The sequence below is a fragment of the Pseudomonas fitomaticsae genome (assembly GCF_021018765.1).
Taxonomy (GTDB): domain Bacteria; phylum Pseudomonadota; class Gammaproteobacteria; order Pseudomonadales; family Pseudomonadaceae; genus Aquipseudomonas; species Aquipseudomonas fitomaticsae.
In genome coordinates this window covers 1,261,527-1,277,551 of sequence record NZ_CP075567.1, presented here as the reverse complement: position 1 = coordinate 1,277,551, position 16,025 = coordinate 1,261,527, and the positions used below count along the sequence as shown (strand labels likewise).

The window sequence follows — 16,025 nt, the reverse complement described above, 5'->3', positions numbered from 1 at the left end:
CTGCTCCTGTTGACCGGCCAAGACACCTGGCCGGACGCCGGACTGCCGGCGGGAATAAAAAAGGACTGTGGATAACCTTGGGGAAGGCGTGAGCTCGACAGTCCTGTAAAAAGTTGGGTGCAGCGTATCGAGGGGGGCAAGATTAAGGAAATACGGTTTAACAATCCAGCTCATAGGTGGTCTCTATGCCGACACACTGACGAGATGGACGTCTTTGTTACAGTGAATGTCGATCCCGCTGCCGCGCTTTCACAGGTTCTGCAAAGTCGGTAAGGTCGGCGCGTTTTCCCTTGCTCGGAGCACTTTATGCCTGCCCCTGTTCTGTCCGGCCCGCAATACCTGCGCGAAGGCCTCAAACTGGTCTTGAGCCCGGGCCTGCGCCTGTTCGTGCTGCTGCCGCTGGCCATCAACCTGGTGCTGTTCGTCGGATTGATCTATCTGGCCGGCCACCAGTTCAGCCTGTGGGTCGACACGCTGATGCCGTCGCTGCCCGAATGGCTGAGTTTCCTCAGTTACATCCTGTGGCCGCTGTTTGTGGTGCTGGTGGTGTTGATGGTGTTTTTCACCTTCACCATGCTGGCCAACGTGATCGCCGCCCCCTTCAACGGCTTTCTTGCGGAAAAGGTTGAAGTGGTGGTGCGCGGCACCGACGACTTCCCGGCCTTCAGCTGGGGCGAACTGATCGCCATGGTCCCGCGCACTTTCGCGCGGGAAATGCGCAAGCTCGGTTACTTCCTGCCCCGGGCGATCGGCCTGTTCATCCTCTCGTTCATCCCGGTGGTGAACATCGTCGCCGCGCCGCTGTGGCTGCTGTTCGGGGTGTGGATGATGGCGATCCAGTACATCGACTACCCGGCGGACAATCACAAGCTGGGCTGGAACGAAATGCTCGCCTGGCTGCGCCAGAAGCGCTGGCAGAGCATGAGCTTCGGCGGCATCGTTTATCTGGTGCTGCTGGTGCCGGTGGTCAACATCCTGATGATGCCGGCGGCCGTGGCTGGCGCGACACTGTTCTGGGTGCGTGAACGCGGGGCCGAGAATCTGGTGACGCAAGGCTGAGGCCGCGTCACAAATCCATCATCCGAACGTCACAACCACGACATGGCCTCAGCCGACACTGAGGCCATGACGACAGCTCTACATATCACCCTCATCAGCGAAACCTTCCCACCGGAAATCAACGGCGTGGCCAATACCCTTGGCCGCTTGTGCGACGGTTTGCGCGCACGCGGGCATCGGGTGGAACTGGTGCGACCGCGTCAGGCTGACGATCCACAGCGCACTGAAGACGAATCGCTGCTGCTGTGCCGGGGCTGGCCGTTGCCGGGTTATCCGGGGTTGCAATGGGGGCAGTCGTCGATGCACAAACTGTTGCGACGCTGGACGCGCCAGCGCCCGGACGTGCTCTATATCGCCACCGAAGGTCCGCTCGGGCTGTCGGCTTTGCGCGCGGCACGGCGCCTGGGGATTGCCGTGGTCAGCGGCTTTCACACCAATTTCCAGCAATACACCCACCAGTACGGACTGGGTTTGCTGACGCGCTTGCTCACCCACTATCTGCGCTGGTTTCACAACCGTTCGGCGCTAACGCTGGTGCCGAGCGTCAGCCAGCGCCTGGAGCTGGAGCGCCGGCATTTCGAACGCCTGGCGCTGCTGTCGCGGGGTGTCGACAGCCAGTTGTTTCACCCGGCCAAACGCCTGAATGCCTTGCGTGAGCAATGGGGTCTCGGCGAGCGGGACATTGCGGTCATTCACGTAGGACGCCTGGCGCCGGAGAAAAACCTCGGCCTGCTCAAACGCAGTTTCGAAAAGCTCGCCAGCACTTATCCACAGCGCAACCTGAAGCTGATCGTGGTCGGCGACGGGCCGCAACGAATGGCACTGGAAAAGGAACTGCCCGAGGCGATTTTCTGCGGCTCGCAACGTGGCGAAGCGCTGGCGGCGCACTACGCGTCGGGGGATGTTTTTCTGTTTCCGAGCCTGACCGAAACCTTCGGCAACGTCGTGCTGGAGGCGCTGGCCTCAGGTCTGGGGGTAGTGGCTTACGATCAGGCCGCTGCGGCCCAGCATATTCGCCATGGCTACAACGGCGTGCTGGCGATGCCCGGCGATGAAGAGGCGTTCTGCGAAGCAGCGGCGTGGCTGCTGGAGGAAGACGAAAGGTTGCGCTGCGTACGCCTGAACGCACGCCAACACGCCAGCCGCCAGGGTTGGGCGGCCATCGTCGAACAGTTTGAAAACCATTTGCTGGGGGCTTGCCGCGACCTGCGCGACAAGCCGCCCACGGCGATCAAACCAGCGTCATCAACGCCTCACGGCTGAAGGGCAGAATGTCCTGCTCGCGGCCTTCGCGCACTTTCTGCGCCCAGTCCGGATCGACCAGCAGCGCACGCCCCACCGCCACCAGATCGAACTCGTCGTTGTTCAGACGCTCCAGCAGTTTTTCCAGGCTGGCCGGCTGCGCGACCTTGTCAGTGTTGACCATGAACTGCAGGAACTCGCCATCGAGGCCGACGCTGCCGACGGTGATGGTCGGTTTGCCGGTCAGCTTGCGGGTCCAGCCGGCCAGGTTCAGGTCGGAACCGTCGAATTCCGGCTCCCAGAAACGGCGCGTCGAGCAGTGGAAAATGTCCACACCGGCGTCGGACAACGGCTTGAGGAATTCGCCCAGTGCTTCGGCTGTTTGCACCAGACGCGCGGTGTAGTCCTGCTGTTTCCACTGCGAGAAACGGAAGATGATCGGGAAGCCTTCGCCCACCGCCGCACGTACCGCCTGGATCAGCTCGATGGCGAAACGCGAACGGTTGGCCAGGCTGCCACCGTATTCGTCGGTGCGCTGGTTGCTGCCTTCCCAGAAGAACTGGTCGATCAGGTAACCGTGGGCGCCGTGGATTTCCACGCCGTCCATGCCGATGCTTTGGGCATCTTTCGCCGCTTGGGCGAAGGCTGCGATGACGTCCTGGATGTCCTGTTTGGTCATGCCGTGCACCACGACCTGACCGTCCTTGAGTTTTTCCGACGGGCCGTAACCCGGCACGCTCGCGTCCGGCTCGGTGCCGATGCGGCGCACATTGCCGACGTGCCACAGTTGCGGAACGATCTTGCCGCCTTCGGCGTGTACCGCATCCACGACCTTCTTCCAGCCGGCCAGCGCGGCTTCACCGTAGAAGTGCGGCACGTTCGGGTAACCGTTGGAAGCCTGGTGACCGACGGTGGTGCCTTCGGTGATGATCAGGCCGACACCGGCCGCCGCGCGACGACGGTAGTATTCGATCACTTTGGAATTGGGCACACCGCCCGGGGAAAACGAGCGGGTCATCGGCGCCATGACCACGCGGGTCGGCAGTTCGAGGGCACCAAGCTGGAACGGTTTGAACAGGGCTTGCACGGGCATGGGAGGCTCCACGAAAAATTGATCGACGGGCATGCGATTCATATGACGGCGATAATATGCGGAGTTTCAAACGGCCGATAGCACTATTGATCTGAATGATTAAGGGTCAAAAGGCAGGCGAAAAAAATCGCAGCTCAAAGGCTGCGATCTTTGTGTTTCAGCTCAGGGCTTTTTCAATCGCCGTAATCACCGAAGGATCATCCGGCGCCGTGCGCGGCGAGAAGCGGGCCAGCACCCGACCGTCCTTGCCGAGCAGGAATTTCTCGAAATTCCAGGTGATGTCACCGGGAAATTCGGCGCCCTCGCCCGCCAGCAGACGGTACAGCTGATGACGGTCGTGACCGTTGACTTCGAGCTTTTTCGACAACGGAAAACTCACGCCATAGTTGAGGCTGCAGAATTCCTGGATCTCCTGCTCACTGCCCGGTTCCTGACCGGCAAACTGGTTGCACGGCAGGCCCAGCACACTGAAGCCTTTGCCTTTGTATTGCTGATAAAGGTTTTCCAGCGCCGCGTACTGTGGGGTCAAGCCGCATTTGGAGGCGACGTTGACCACCAGCACGACTTGGCCCTTGAAGGGTGCCAGCGGTAGCTCCTGACCATCCAGGGCTGTCAACTTAAGGTCGTGAAAAGCACTCATGACGAACTCCAGATTCCCGTTTTCTACTCGAAACAGCCACTTGGCGAGGCCACCAAGGACAGCCGCGGACTAAAAAGGCGCCCTCGGGCGCCTCTCCAGTACTCGAAAGCTTAGCGCAGAAAATCAGTGGTGATGGCCACCTTCGCCATGGACGTGACCATGAGCGATTTCTTCCTGGCTGGCGTCACGGATGGCAACGACCTTCACTTTGAAGTTCAGGCGCTGACCGGCCAGCGGGTGGTTGCCGTCGACGGTGACGTCGTCGCCGTCCAGGTCACGGATGGTGACGATCTGCATCTGGCCGTCCGGCGCCGAAGCGTGGAACTGCATGCCGACTTCCAGCTCGTCAACGCCTTCGAACATGCTGCGGCTCAGGGTGCTGACCAGTTCAGCGGCGTATTCGCCATAGGCATCTTCCGGCTCGACGGACACTTCCAGTTCGTTGCCGACTTCTTTACCTTCCAGGGCTTTTTCCAGGCCCGGGATGATGTTGCCTGCGCCATGCAGGTAGACCAGCGGAGCGCCGCCGGCGGAGCTGTCGATGACCTCACCAGCGTCGTTGGTCAGGGTATAGTCGATGGAGACAGCCTTATTGGCGGCGATCAGCATGGGGCGAGACCTTTTGCATAAGAATGAAGAACGGACAAGTCTAAACAAGGATTTGCCCGAAAGCGAACAGAACCCGGACAGACGGGACGGATTGGCGCCCGTGACCGTCACCGGATTCCATCAGGACGAGGACGGCCACTGGGTCGCCGAGCTGTCCTGCGGCCACACCCAGCACCTGCGCCACCTCCCGCCCTGGCAGTCCCGGGCATGGGTCCTGGACGCGGCGCAACGTATTGAAAAAATAGGCCAACCCTTTGCTTGCGGTTGGTGCGCTCAAGGCTCGGTTAGCGATAACCTTGGCGACTGAAATTCGGCAGATCGGCACACAGAGACGATCGCCATTGCCATGCACCCTTAGAGAATCCGCATGCAAACTTTTTTTATCGCACCCACCGACTTTGGTGTGGGTCTGACCTCCATCAGCCTCGGGCTGGTGCGGACGCTGGAGCGGGCCGGGCTGAAAGTCGGCTTCTTCAAACCGATTGCCCAGCCACATCCGGGCGACACCGGCCCTGAGCGCTCCACCGAACTGGTGGCCCGCACCCACGGCCTGAAACCGCCGCAGCCACTGGGCCTGGCCCACGTCGAGCGGATGCTCGGCGACGGTCAGCTCGACGAGTTGCTCGAAGAAATCATCACCCTCTATCAGCAGGCCGCCATCGGCAAAGACGTGCTGGTTGTCGAAGGCATGGTGCCGACCCGCAGCGCCAGCTACGCCGCGCGGGTCAACCTGCACCTGGCCAAGAGCCTGGATGCCGAAGTGATTCTGGTCTCGGCCCCGGAAAACGAAGTGCTGACCGAACTGTCCGGTCGCGTCGAGTTGCAGGCGCAACTGTTCGGCGGTCCGAAAGACCCGAAAGTCCTCGGTGTGATCCTCAACAAGGTCAAGACCGACGAAAGCATGGATGCCTTCGCCGCGCGTCTGAAAGAGCATTCACCGTTGCTGCGCACCGGTGATTTCCGTCTGCTCGGCTGCATTCCGTTCCAGCCCGAACTCAACGCTCCGCGCACCCGCGACGTCGCCGATCTGATGGGCGCCCAGGTGCTCAACGCCGGCGACTACGAAACCCGGCGCATGACCAAGACCATCATTTGCGCGCGCACCATGCGCAACACCGTGGACCTGCTCAAGCCCGGCGTGCTGGTGGTGACCCCCGGCGATCGCGACGACATCATCCTCGCCGTCAGCCTCGCGGCCATCAACGGTGTACCACTGGCCGGTCTGCTGCTGACCAGCGACACCCTGCCCGATCCGCGCATCATGGATCTGTGCCGTGGTGCGTTGCAGGCCGGTCTGCCGGTGTTGTCGGTGAGCACCGGCTCCTACGACACCGCCAACCTGCTCAACGGCCTGAACAAGGAAATTCCCGTCGATGACCGCGAGCGCGCCGAGATCATCACCGACTTCGTCGCCAGCCATCTGGATGCCAACTGGCTGCACCAGCGCTGCGGTACGCCACGGGAAATGCGCCTGTCGCCAGCCGTGTTCCGTTATCAATTGATTCAACGCGCCCAGGCCGCCAACAAACGCATCGTCCTGCCCGAGGGCAGCGAGCCGTTCACCGTACAGGCGGCGGCGATCTGTCAGGAGCGCGGGATTGCCCGTTGCGTGCTGCTGGCCAAACCGGCAGACGTCGAAGCCGTCGCCCGGGCCCAGGGCATCGTGCTGCCGCCGGGGCTGGAAATCCTCGATCCGGACCTGATCCGCGAGCGCTACGTCGAGCCGATGGTCGCCCTGCGCAAGAGCAAAAGCCTCAACGCGCCGATGGCCGAGCAACAACTGGAAGACACCGTGGTGATCGGCACCATGATGCTGGCGCTGGATGAAGTCGACGGCCTGGTCTCCGGCATCATCAACACCACCGCCAACACCATCCGCCCGGCCTTGCAGCTGATTAAAACCGCGCCGGGCTGCACGCTGGTGTCGTCGGTGTTCTTCATGCTGTTCCCCGAAGAAGTGCTGGTCTACGGCGACTGCGTGATGAACCCGCACCCGAGCGCCAGCGAACTGGCCGAAATCGCCCTGCAAAGCGCCGACTCGGCCGCCGCGTTCGGCATCACCCCGCGCGTGGCGATGATCAGCTACTCCAGCGGCGAATCGGCCACCGGCGAGGAGGTCGAAAAAGTCCGTGAAGCCACCCTGCTCGCCCACGAACAACAGCACTCGCTGCTGATCGACGGCCCGTTGCAGTACGACGCCGCCGCCAACGAAACCGTCGCCCGACAACTGGCGCCGAACAGCCAGGTGGCCGGTCGCGCCACAGTGTTCGTGTTCCCCGACCTGAACACCGGCAACACCACCCACAAAGCCGTGCAGCGCAGCGCCGATTGCGTCAGCCTCGGCCCGATGCTGCAAGGCCTGCGCAAACCGGTGAACGATCTGCCGCGCGGCGCGCAGGTCGACGACATCGTCTACACCATCGCCCTGACCGCGATTCAGGCTGCCAACCGACCTCTGGATATCTGACCCGATGCTGGCTTTTCTCCCTGCCCCTCTGCGCGGCGTGATCGCCGCGCTGCTGCTGGCGCTGAACACGATCCTGCTGTGCTCGTTCCTGTTTCTCGTGGCGCTGATCAAAGTGCTGCCGTTCGACCTCGCACGCCGCGCCTCGCGCTGGCTGATGAGCCACACCCACGAAGCCTGGATCAGCAACAACAAAGGCTGGATGAACCTGGTCCGCCGCACCCGCTGGCACCTCAGCGGTCTGCAAGGCCTGGACTATCAGCACTCGTACCTGATCACCAGCAACCACCAGAGCTGGGTCGACATTCTGGTGCTGCAATACGTGCTCAACCGACGCATCCAGCCGCTGAAGTTTTTTCTCAAGCAGGAACTGATCTGGGTGCCGATCATCGGTCTGGCATGGTGGACACTGGGCTTCCCGTTCATGAAACGCTATTCGAAGGTGTACCTGGAAAAGCACCCGGAAAAGAAAGGCAAAGACCTGGAAACCACCCGCAAGACCTGCGCGAAATTCCGCGACAACCCGGTAGGCATCTTCAACTTCGTCGAAGGCACACGCTTCACCGAAGGCAAGCACGCACAGCAGCAATCGCCGTTCAAATACCTGCTCAAGCCCAAGGCCGGCGGCATTGCCTTCGTACTGGATGCGATGGGCGAACAACTGGAATCGATCGTCAACGTCACCATCCACTATCCGGGCGGGCGTCCTGGCTTCTGGGATCTGCTGTGCGGCAACGTCCGAGACGTAGTGGTGCACTTCGAAGAACTGAAAATCCCGCCGCAGTTCATCGGCAAGAACTACGACCAGGACGGCGAGTATCGCCTGCAATTCCAGGGCTGGATCAATCAGCTGTGGCAGGACAAGGATGCGCTGCTTGCGCAGATGCACCGCGAATACCCGAACCGCCGCTAACGATCACAGCCAAATAAAAAGCCCGCCGATGATCACTCATCGGCGGGCTTTTCATTTCCGCTCAGCGCTTAGATCGCGCCACGTTTACGCAGCAGATCCAGCACCTGCTTCACGCTTTCATCCAGCGACAGCGACTGGGTGTCGATCACCAGATCAGCATCCAGCGGCACGTCATACGGGAAAGACTCACCCGGAATGTTGTCGCCACCCGCCGCATACAACCCTTGCGGATCACGCTCGGCGCACACAGTCGGCGAGGCCTGGACATAAACCGTCAGCAGACGCTCCTTGCCAATCAGATCCTTCGCCTGCTCACGACCTTCGGCACTCGGCGCCACGAACGCCGCAAGCGTCAGCAGGCCCGCTTCGTTGAACTGACGCGCCACGTGTGCGGCACGACGCCAGTTCTCGGTGCGACCGGCGCGATCCTGCGGCAGCCCCTTGTTGAGATCGTGACGCAGGTTCTGGCCATCCAGCACAAACACCGCCCGACCCAGATCGAACAGCTTGCGCTCGACCGCGTAAGCCAAGGTGCTCTTGCCAGCGCCCGACAGGCCGCTGAACAGCACGGTGGCCGGTTGCTGACCGAAACGCTGAGCGCGCTCTTGGGTTGCTACATGGGCCAGTTTGCCGTGGTGCATGGCCGTGCCATGGGTCACCGGCTGAGCGACGATCATGCCGGCGCCGACGGTGCCGTTGGTCAAACGGTCGATGACGATGAACGCGCCAGTGGTGCGGTTACTGTCGTAACCGTCGAGGGCGATCGGCGCATCGAGCGCAATCTTCACCTTGCCGATTTCGTTGAGCTGCAACGCGCTCGCCGGGCCTTCTTCGAGGGTGTTGAAGTCGACCTTGTTGACGATGCTGGCAATGGAGCCCGGCACGTAACTGGTAGCGCGCTTGATGTCGTATTTCTTGCCCGGCAGCATCGGCTCTTCGGCCATCCACACCAGCATCGCTTCGAAGCTGTCGGTCACCGGCGGAACGTTGTCGGCGTGTACCAGCAGATCACCACGAGAGATGTCGATCTCGTCTTCCATGGTCAGCGTTACCGCCTGGCCAGGGCCTGCGTGTTCCAGTTCACCTTCGAAGGTGACGATGGATTTCACGCGGCTGCTCTTGCCCGACGGCAGGACCACGACTTCGTCGCCCTTCTTGACGATGCCGCTGGCGAGGGTGCCGGCGAAACCGCGGAAGTTCAGGTTCGGACGGTTGACGTACTGCACCGGGAAACGCAGATCGGTGAAGTTGCGATCGCCCGCCACTTCCACGGTCTCGAGAATTTCCATCAGCGACTGGCCGGTGTACCACGGCGAGCGCTCGGACTTGTTCACCACGTTGTCGCCCTTCAGGGCAGACATCGGCACGAAGTGCATGCTCGTCGGCTTCATCTTCAAGCCTTCGGCGAACTTCAGGTAGTCGGCCTTGATCGACTCGAACACGCCCTGATCGAAGCCCTTGAGGTCCATCTTGTTGATGGCGACAACGATGTGTTTGATGCCCAGCAACGAGGCGATGAAACTGTGGCGACGGGTCTGGGTCTGCACGCCGTAACGGGCATCGACCAGGATGATCGCCAGGTCACAGGTGGACGCACCGGTGGCCATGTTGCGGGTGTACTGCTCATGGCCGGGGGTGTCGGCGATGATGAATTTGCGCTTGGCGGTGGAGAAATAGCGGTAGGCGACATCGATGGTGATGCCCTGCTCGCGCTCGGCCTGCAGGCCGTCGACCAGCAATGCCAAGTCGATGTCGTCACCGGTGGTGCCGACTTTCTTCGAATCGCGGGTGATGGCTTCGAGGTGATCTTCGTAGATCATCTTCGAGTCGTGCAGCAGGCGCCCGATCAGGGTGCTCTTGCCGTCATCGACGTTACCGCAGGTCAAAAAGCGCAGCAGCTCTTTACGTTCGTGCTGGCCCAGGTAGGCGAGGATGTCCTCGCTGATCAAATCAGATGCGTGCGACATGACAACCCCTTAGAAATAACCCTGACGTTTCTTGTCTTCCATCGAGCCTGCGCCATCGTGGTCGATGACCCGGCCCTGGCGCTCGGAAGTTCGCGTCAGGAGCATTTCCTGAATGATGTCCGTCAGGCTTTCGGCCTCGGACTCCACCGCGCCCGTCAACGGGTAGCAGCCAAGGGTACGGAAACGCACTTTCTTTTTGACGATGCGCGCCTTGTCCTCGTCGGACAGGTGCTCGAGGATGCGCTCGTCGTCGATCATGATCAGCGTGCCGTTCTTCTCGATCACTTCGCGTTCGGCCGCAAAGTACAGCGGTACGATCGGGATGCCTTCGAGGTAGATGTACTGCCAGATGTCCAGCTCGGTCCAGTTCGACAACGGGAATACGCGGATGGATTCGCCCTTGTTGACCTTGCCGTTGTAGACGTTCCACAGCTCCGGACGCTGGTTCTTCGGGTCCCAGCGGTGTTTGCTGTCACGGAACGAGTAGACACGCTCCTTGGCGCGGGACTTCTCTTCATCGCGACGGGCACCGCCGAAAGCGGCGTCGAAACCATGCTTGTCGAGTGCCTGCTTCAGGCCCTCGGTTTTCATGATGTCGGTGTGCTTGGCGCTGCCGTGGGTGAACGGGTTGATGCCCTGCGCAACGCCATCCGGGTTGACGTGGGTGATCAGGTCCAGGCCCAGTTCTTCGACCATCTTGTCGCGGAACTTGTACATCTCCTGGAATTTCCAGCGGGTGTCGACGTGCATCACCGGAAACGGCAGTTTGCCCGGGAAGAACGCCTTGCGTGCCAGATGCAGCATCACGGCGGAGTCTTTACCGATGGAGTACAGCATCACCGGGTTGTCGAACTCGGCGGCCACCTCGCGGATGATGTGGATGCTTTCCGCCTCCAGCTGTTTCAGATGCGTCAGTTTGTCGACCATGGCTACTCACGAAAGCTTTCTTATGAACGGCCAGCGGGCCGTGTTCGAGCGAGGAATCCTAGCACAGCAACCTCTTCTAATCAGGACGCCAACTAGATCGAAAGGGTATATGAATATGCCCGCCCGTTCGGGTGCTTTCAGGGAAAAGTCAGATCGGATTCGGGCAGTCGATGAAGATGTGCTCGAGAGCAAAACGCTTCGCCAGATAGTCGCCCAGCGCCTGCACGCCATAGCGTTCGGTAGCGTGGTGGCCGGCGGCGATGAAGCTGATGTCGTTTTCCCGAGCGCTGTGGAATGTCTGCTCGGAGGCTTCGCCGCTGAGGAACAGATCGACGCCCGCCGCGATGGCGTTGTCGATGTAACCCTGACCGCCACCGGTGCACCAGCCGACCCGGCGGATCATCGCGCCGCCTTCGACCAGCAGCGGCTCGCGCCCCATGATTTCCTGCACTTTGCGGGCGAAGTCACGCGGGGTCATCGGCTCGCTCAACGAACCGACCAGACCGACGATCTTCAGGTTGTCCGGATCCAGCGGTCCTTCGACGGTGATGTCCAACTGACGGGCCAGTTGCACGTTGTTGCCGACGTCCGGGTGCAGATCCAGTGGCAGGTGATAGCCGAGCAGGCTGATGTCGTGCTTGAGCAGCGTCTTCAGACGGCGCTGCTTCATGCCGGTGATGCACGGGTTCTCGCCCTTCCAGAAATAACCGTGATGCACCAGTACCAGATCGGCTTCGGCCTCGACGGCGGCGTCGAGCAATGCCTGGCTGGCGGTGACGCCGCTGACGATGCGCATTACCTGCGGACGGCCCTCGACCTGCAGGCCGTTGGGGCAATAATCGGCAATTTTCGCACTGCCGAGGTAACGGTCGGCTTCTTCGACCAGGGTACTGAGGGCAACGGCCATGAAAGACTCCTGAAAATCCCGTTCAGAGGCACGCGCGGCCTCGTATAATGCGCGACATTATGGGCGGTCTGACCCCGCCTGCAACTTTTCCAGGACGTGCTTAATGCTCAAGGCGCTGCGTTTTTTCGGCTGGCCGCTGTTGGCCGGCGTGCTTATCGCTCTGTTGATTATTCAGCGTTACCCGCAGTGGGTCGGGCTTCCGAGCCTCGACGTCAACCTGCAACAGGCCCCGCAGACCACCAGCGTGCAGCAGGGGCCTGTGTCCTATGCGGACGCGGTGACCATCGCCGCGCCGTCGGTGGTGAACCTCTACACCACCAAAGTCATCGCAAAACCGGCGCATCCGTTGTTCGAAGATCCGCAGTTCCGCCGCTTCTTCGGTGACAATTCGCCGAAGCAGAAGCGCATGGAGTCGAGCCTCGGCTCCGGCGTGATCATGAGTCCGGAAGGCTACATCCTGACCAACAACCACGTCACCAGCGGCGCCGACCAGATCGTCGTGGCGCTCAAGGACGGTCGCGAAACCCTCGCTCGAGTGATCGGCAGCGACCCGGAAACCGACCTCGCGGTCCTGAAGATCGACCTGAAAACCCTGCCTTCGATCACCGTCGGCCGCTCCGACAACATCCGCATCGGCGACGTCGCACTGGCCATCGGCAACCCGTTCGGCGTCGGCCAGACCGTGACCATGGGCATCATCAGCGCCACCGGCCGCAATCAGTTGGGCCTGAACAACTACGAAGACTTCATCCAGACCGACGCGGCGATCAACCCGGGCAACTCCGGCGGTGCGCTGGTCGACGCCAACGGCAACCTCACCGGCATCAACACCGCGATCTTCTCCAAGTCCGGCGGCTCCCAAGGCATCGGCTTCGCGATTCCGGTGAAGCTGGCGATGGAGGTGATGAAGTCGATCATCGAGCACGGTCAGGTCATTCGCGGCTGGCTGGGCATTGAAGTGCAACCGTTGACCCAGGAACTGGCCGAGTCGTTTGGCCTGTCCGGGCGTCCGGGAATCGTGGTGGCGGGGATTTTCCGCGATGGCCCGGCCCAGAAGGCTGGCCTGCAACTGGGCGACGTGATCCTGAGCATCGACGGCGAACCGGCCGGTGATGGCCGCAAGTCGATGAACCAGGTGGCGCGAATCAAGCCGACCGACAAGGTCACGATTCAGGTGATGCGCAATGGCAAGGAGTTGAAGCTGACCGCCGAGATCGGTCTGCGTCCGCCGCCGGCTCCGGTGCAGGAAAAAGAAGGCTAAGACGCTTTTCGCGACAGAAGCGCGAATAGCAGACATTCTCAACAGGCATGTTATATTGTTTCAATTAATACATTGGAACAACATAACATGTCGTCTCGAAAAAAGGCCTCGCTCCTCGGCCTGACCCTTGGCTTGCTGGGCGATCCCGCGTTTGCCGATGAACCGCAAACACTTGAACTCGACACCATCAGCGTCACCTCCGATTACGAATCCCCTACCGGCCCGATTAAAGGCTATCGAGCCACGCGCTCGTCCAGCGCCACCAAAACCGACACCGCCATCCGTGACATCCCCCAAGCCATCAACGTGGTGCCCGCCAGCGTGCTCAAAGATCTGGGCAGCACCAGCGTCGAACGTGCGCTGGATTTCGCCGGTGGCGTGTCCAAGCAAAACAACTTCGGTGGCCTGACGCTGTACGAATACAGCGTGCGCGGTTTCACCACCTCGGAGTTTTACCAGGACGGCTTCAGCGCCAACCGCGGTTACCCGAGCACACCCGACGCCGCCAACATCGAGCGCATCGAAGTGCTCAAGGGACCTGCCGCCAGCCTGTACGGCCGAGGCGATCCGGGGGGCACGGTGAACATCGTCACCAAGAAACCGCAGCCCGAAGCGTTCACTACCCTGCAAACCAGTGCTGGCAGTTGGGATCGTTATCGCACCGCGCTGGACGTCAACACGCCGCTGGATGATCAGGGTGATGTGCTGTCGCGAATCAACCTCGCAGTCGAGGACAACAACAGCTTTCGCGATCACGTCGACAGCAAACGCGTCTTCGTCGCCCCCTCTTTCAGTTGGCAGTTGAACCCGGACACCAGCCTGCTGGTGGAGAGCGAATTCGTGCGTCATAGCTCGACCTTCGACCGCGGCATCGTTGCGCCAAACAATAAATGGAGCGGCGTCTCGCGCTCGACATTCCTGGGTGAGCCGAACGACGGCAACATCGACAACCACAACAACAGACTGCAAGCCACGCTTGAGCACCACCTCAACGATGCCTGGAAACTGCGCCTGGCCAGCCATTACAAGGAAGGCAAGCTCTGGGGTTTTGCCTCCGAAAACCGCCCGTTGAACGCCGATGGCCACACAGTCAACCGCCGCTATCGCGAACGCGATACCAACTGGCACGACAGCATCACCCAGCTGGAACTGCGCGGTCTGTTCGACGTCGGCACCTGGCAGCACGAACTGCTGATCGGCAGCGAGTACGAGAACTTCCGCAAGAACGAGCGCGTCACCACCATCGCCGGCGGGCCTTACGCCATCGATATCTATAACCCGGTATACGGCCAGCCCAAACCCAACGGCGCACGCTCCGGCACAGATTTCTTCGAACACGTCGAAAGCCATGCGCTGAACCTGCAGGATCAAATCGTCTTCAGCGAAAAACTGCGCGGGATGATCGGGGCGCGATTCGAGCACTTTGAGCAAAACATCGATGACCACAGCCGCAACAGCACCAGCCGCCAGACCCACGATGCGCTCACTCAACGTGCCGGCCTGCTCTATCAACTGACCCCGGACACCGGCCTGTTCGCCAACGCCTCGACCTCATTCAAACCGAACAACGGTCTCGATGCGGCTGGCAAATCCTTCGATCCGGAGGAAGGTGTGGGTTACGAAATCGGCATCAAGAACGAGCTGTTCGACGAACGGTTAAGCAGCACTCTCGCCTTCTTCCATATCGACAAGGAAAACGTCCTCGCCCTCGACCCGGGCACCGACACCAGCCGCGCCATGGGCAAGGCCCGCAGCCGGGGTTTCGATCTGCAAGTCACCGGGCAAGTCACCGACGCCGTCAGGGTGATCGGCGCCTTCGCCTGGATCGACGCCGAAGTCACCAAGGGTGATGCCGCGATCCCCGCCGGTAGCCGCATCCTCGGGGTGGCCAAACGCAGCGGCAGCCTGCTGGGTGTCTATGAGTTTCAGGACGGCCGCTTGCGCGGCTCGGATATCGGCGCGGCGTTCACCTACGTCGGTGACCGCTCAGGTGAGTCCGGAAGCGATTTCGAGCTGCCGGCCTATCACACCGTCGACCTGCTGGCCCATTACAAGGCCAGCGACACCGTCACCGTCGGCCTGAACCTGAACAACCTGTTCGACGAAAAGTATTACGAGCGCTCGTACAGCAACTACTGGGTAAACCCCGGCGAGCCGCGCAATTTCACGGTCAGCCTGACACTCAACCTGTAAAAGGACGTCACCATGCATTACGGCAAATCCCTGCTGCTCATCGCCGCGCTGTTCGCCACTCACGCCTCGGCCCACGGTTTGTGGACCGAACAACGACGCGGCAATATCGAAGTCGTCTACGGCCACGGTGCCGAGGACAATGCGTTCAAAGCACAAAAAGTCAGCGGGGCGTGGGCCTTTGACACGAGCGGCAAGATGATTCCCGTCAGTGTGCAGCGCCTGGCGGATCACGCCCGCCTGCAACCGTTGAAACCGCCGGCGGTGATGGCCGTGGCCCTGAACAATGGCATGTGGTCGCAAACCGCCGACAAGAAATGGATCAACGAGGGACGCAGCAAAGTCCAGGGCGCCATCGAGTCGACCGAGACCTTTAAATACAGCCTGGCGATTTATCAGCCGGGAGCGAAGCTGCCCAGACTGGATCAGATCAAATTGTTGATCCTGCCAGAGGTCGACCCACTGACCGTCGGGCCGGGGAAATCATTGCCGGTGCGGGTGTTGCTGGATGGCAAACCGGCAGCGGGCGTGAAGTTGATCGGTGACTACCGCAGCGCGCCGAATACCTTGAGCACTGAAACCGACAAGGACGGCCGCGCTCAGGTGCTGGTGCGTAATGAGGGATTGAATGTGATTGCGGCGCAGGTGGAAGTGCCGGTGAAGGACAGTGCGGAAGTGAGCAGTCGGGGGTTGTTCAGTTCGTTGACGTTCCTGGGCGAACCGCATCACGAATAAACCGACGCTGATCCCTGC

14 protein-coding genes are annotated in these 16,025 nt (G+C 61.1%); 8 read left to right on the top strand and 6 right to left on the bottom strand.

The window, feature by feature from the left end; genetic code table 11:
- The first annotated feature begins 306 nt into the window (after positions 1-306).
- Together cysZ and KJY40_RS05585 are read left to right on the top strand one after the other, a co-directional pair.
- Complete coding sequence (cysZ, locus tag KJY40_RS05590; RefSeq protein WP_230735479.1) at positions 307-1,059, top strand: sulfate transporter CysZ; 753 nt, start codon at positions 307-309, stop codon at positions 1,057-1,059.
- A 42-nt stretch (positions 1,060-1,101) separates the two neighbouring features.
- The gene (locus KJY40_RS05585; RefSeq protein ID WP_230735477.1) at positions 1,102-2,322 is read left to right on the top strand and encodes a glycosyltransferase family 4 protein; all 1,221 of its coding nucleotides are present in this window, start codon (positions 1,102-1,104) and stop codon (positions 2,320-2,322) included.
- On the opposite strand, the gene KJY40_RS05580 is transcribed toward KJY40_RS05585, so the two are convergent.
- From KJY40_RS05580 to KJY40_RS05570, 3 genes are all read right to left on the bottom strand, one after another.
- Positions 2,291-3,394 carry an NADH:flavin oxidoreductase gene (locus KJY40_RS05580; protein WP_230735474.1) on the bottom strand — a complete coding sequence of 368 codons (1,104 nt, stop codon included), beginning with the start codon at positions 3,392-3,394 and terminating at the stop codon, positions 2,291-2,293. The genes KJY40_RS05585 and KJY40_RS05580 overlap by 32 nt on opposite strands.
- Positions 3,395-3,551: 157 nt before the next feature.
- Positions 3,552-4,034 (bottom strand): glutathione peroxidase, encoded by a 483-nt coding sequence (locus KJY40_RS05575; protein ID WP_007959082.1) that lies wholly within the window; start codon positions 4,032-4,034, stop codon positions 3,552-3,554.
- A gap of 123 nt (positions 4,035-4,157) precedes the next feature.
- On the bottom strand, positions 4,158-4,643 hold the full coding sequence (locus KJY40_RS05570; protein WP_085698479.1) for an FKBP-type peptidyl-prolyl cis-trans isomerase: 486 nt from the start codon (positions 4,641-4,643) through the stop codon (positions 4,158-4,160).
- Here KJY40_RS05570 and KJY40_RS05565 point away from each other — a divergent pair.
- The 3 genes from KJY40_RS05565 to KJY40_RS05555 are packed head-to-tail and all read left to right on the top strand — an operon-like array spanning position 4,612 to position 8,020.
- Entirely contained in the window at positions 4,612-4,950 is a 339-nt protein-coding gene (locus tag KJY40_RS05565; protein ID WP_230735472.1) for a DUF3565 domain-containing protein, read from the top strand. The two genes, KJY40_RS05570 and KJY40_RS05565, sit on opposite strands and share 32 nt — an antisense overlap.
- Before the next feature lie 60 nt (positions 4,951-5,010).
- A complete protein-coding gene (pta, locus tag KJY40_RS05560; protein ID WP_007959085.1) occupies positions 5,011-7,110 on the top strand; it encodes a phosphate acetyltransferase in 2,100 nt (699 codons plus the stop codon).
- A gap of 4 nt (positions 7,111-7,114) precedes the next feature.
- A complete protein-coding gene (locus tag KJY40_RS05555; RefSeq protein ID WP_230735471.1) occupies positions 7,115-8,020 on the top strand; it encodes an acyltransferase in 906 nt (301 codons plus the stop codon).
- Positions 8,021-8,088: 68 nt separating this feature from the next.
- On the opposite strand, the gene cysN is transcribed toward KJY40_RS05555, so the two are convergent.
- The 3 genes from cysN to KJY40_RS05540 form a co-directional block, all read right to left on the bottom strand.
- Positions 8,089-9,987, bottom strand: coding sequence for a sulfate adenylyltransferase subunit CysN (gene cysN, locus KJY40_RS05550; protein ID WP_230735469.1), 1,899 nt, complete (start codon positions 9,985-9,987; stop codon positions 8,089-8,091).
- Between the two features lie 9 nt (positions 9,988-9,996).
- Positions 9,997-10,914, bottom strand: coding sequence for a sulfate adenylyltransferase subunit CysD (gene cysD / locus KJY40_RS05545; protein ID WP_007953546.1), 918 nt, complete (start codon positions 10,912-10,914; stop codon positions 9,997-9,999).
- Positions 10,915-11,062: 148 nt separating this feature from the next.
- Positions 11,063-11,821 (bottom strand): Nif3-like dinuclear metal center hexameric protein, encoded by a 759-nt coding sequence (locus KJY40_RS05540; protein WP_230735467.1) that lies wholly within the window; start codon positions 11,819-11,821, stop codon positions 11,063-11,065.
- A gap of 103 nt (positions 11,822-11,924) precedes the next feature.
- Between KJY40_RS05540 and algW the strand changes: the two genes are divergently transcribed.
- The 3 genes from algW to KJY40_RS05525 all read left to right on the top strand — a co-directional run bounded on the left by algW (position 11,925) and on the right by KJY40_RS05525 (position 16,007).
- Positions 11,925-13,082 carry a Do family serine endopeptidase AlgW gene (algW, locus tag KJY40_RS05535; RefSeq protein ID WP_230735465.1) on the top strand — a complete coding sequence of 386 codons (1,158 nt, stop codon included), beginning with the start codon at positions 11,925-11,927 and terminating at the stop codon, positions 13,080-13,082.
- Between the two features lie 87 nt (positions 13,083-13,169).
- On the top strand, positions 13,170-15,275 hold the full coding sequence (locus KJY40_RS05530) for a TonB-dependent siderophore receptor (protein WP_230735462.1): 2,106 nt from the start codon (positions 13,170-13,172) through the stop codon (positions 15,273-15,275).
- A 12-nt stretch (positions 15,276-15,287) separates the two neighbouring features.
- Complete coding sequence (locus KJY40_RS05525; protein ID WP_230735460.1) at positions 15,288-16,007, top strand: DUF4198 domain-containing protein; 720 nt, start codon at positions 15,288-15,290, stop codon at positions 16,005-16,007.
- The last annotated feature ends 18 nt before the right edge of the window (positions 16,008-16,025 follow it).

Coding starts and splice junctions, on each gene's coding strand:
- cysZ (WP_230735479.1), top strand. CDS start 307: ATGCCTGCCCCTGTTCTGTCCGGCCCGCAATACCTGCGCGAAGGCCTC.
- KJY40_RS05530 (WP_230735462.1), top strand. CDS start 13,170: ATGTCGTCTCGAAAAAAGGCCTCGCTCCTCGGCCTGACCCTTGGCTTG.
- KJY40_RS05565 (WP_230735472.1), top strand. CDS start 4,612: ATGGAGACAGCCTTATTGGCGGCGATCAGCATGGGGCGAGACCTTTTG.
- KJY40_RS05570 (WP_085698479.1), bottom strand. CDS start 4,643: ATGCTGATCGCCGCCAATAAGGCTGTCTCCATCGACTATACCCTGACC.
- pta (WP_007959085.1), top strand. CDS start 5,011: ATGCAAACTTTTTTTATCGCACCCACCGACTTTGGTGTGGGTCTGACC.
- KJY40_RS05555 (WP_230735471.1), top strand. CDS start 7,115: ATGCTGGCTTTTCTCCCTGCCCCTCTGCGCGGCGTGATCGCCGCGCTG.
- KJY40_RS05575 (WP_007959082.1), bottom strand. CDS start 4,034: ATGAGTGCTTTTCACGACCTTAAGTTGACAGCCCTGGATGGTCAGGAG.
- KJY40_RS05525 (WP_230735460.1), top strand. CDS start 15,288: ATGCATTACGGCAAATCCCTGCTGCTCATCGCCGCGCTGTTCGCCACT.
- cysN (WP_230735469.1), bottom strand. CDS start 9,987: ATGTCGCACGCATCTGATTTGATCAGCGAGGACATCCTCGCCTACCTG.
- algW (WP_230735465.1), top strand. CDS start 11,925: ATGCTCAAGGCGCTGCGTTTTTTCGGCTGGCCGCTGTTGGCCGGCGTG.
- cysD (WP_007953546.1), bottom strand. CDS start 10,914: ATGGTCGACAAACTGACGCATCTGAAACAGCTGGAGGCGGAAAGCATC.
- KJY40_RS05585 (WP_230735477.1), top strand. CDS start 1,102: ATGGCCTCAGCCGACACTGAGGCCATGACGACAGCTCTACATATCACC.
- KJY40_RS05580 (WP_230735474.1), bottom strand. CDS start 3,394: ATGCCCGTGCAAGCCCTGTTCAAACCGTTCCAGCTTGGTGCCCTCGAA.
- KJY40_RS05540 (WP_230735467.1), bottom strand. CDS start 11,821: ATGGCCGTTGCCCTCAGTACCCTGGTCGAAGAAGCCGACCGTTACCTC.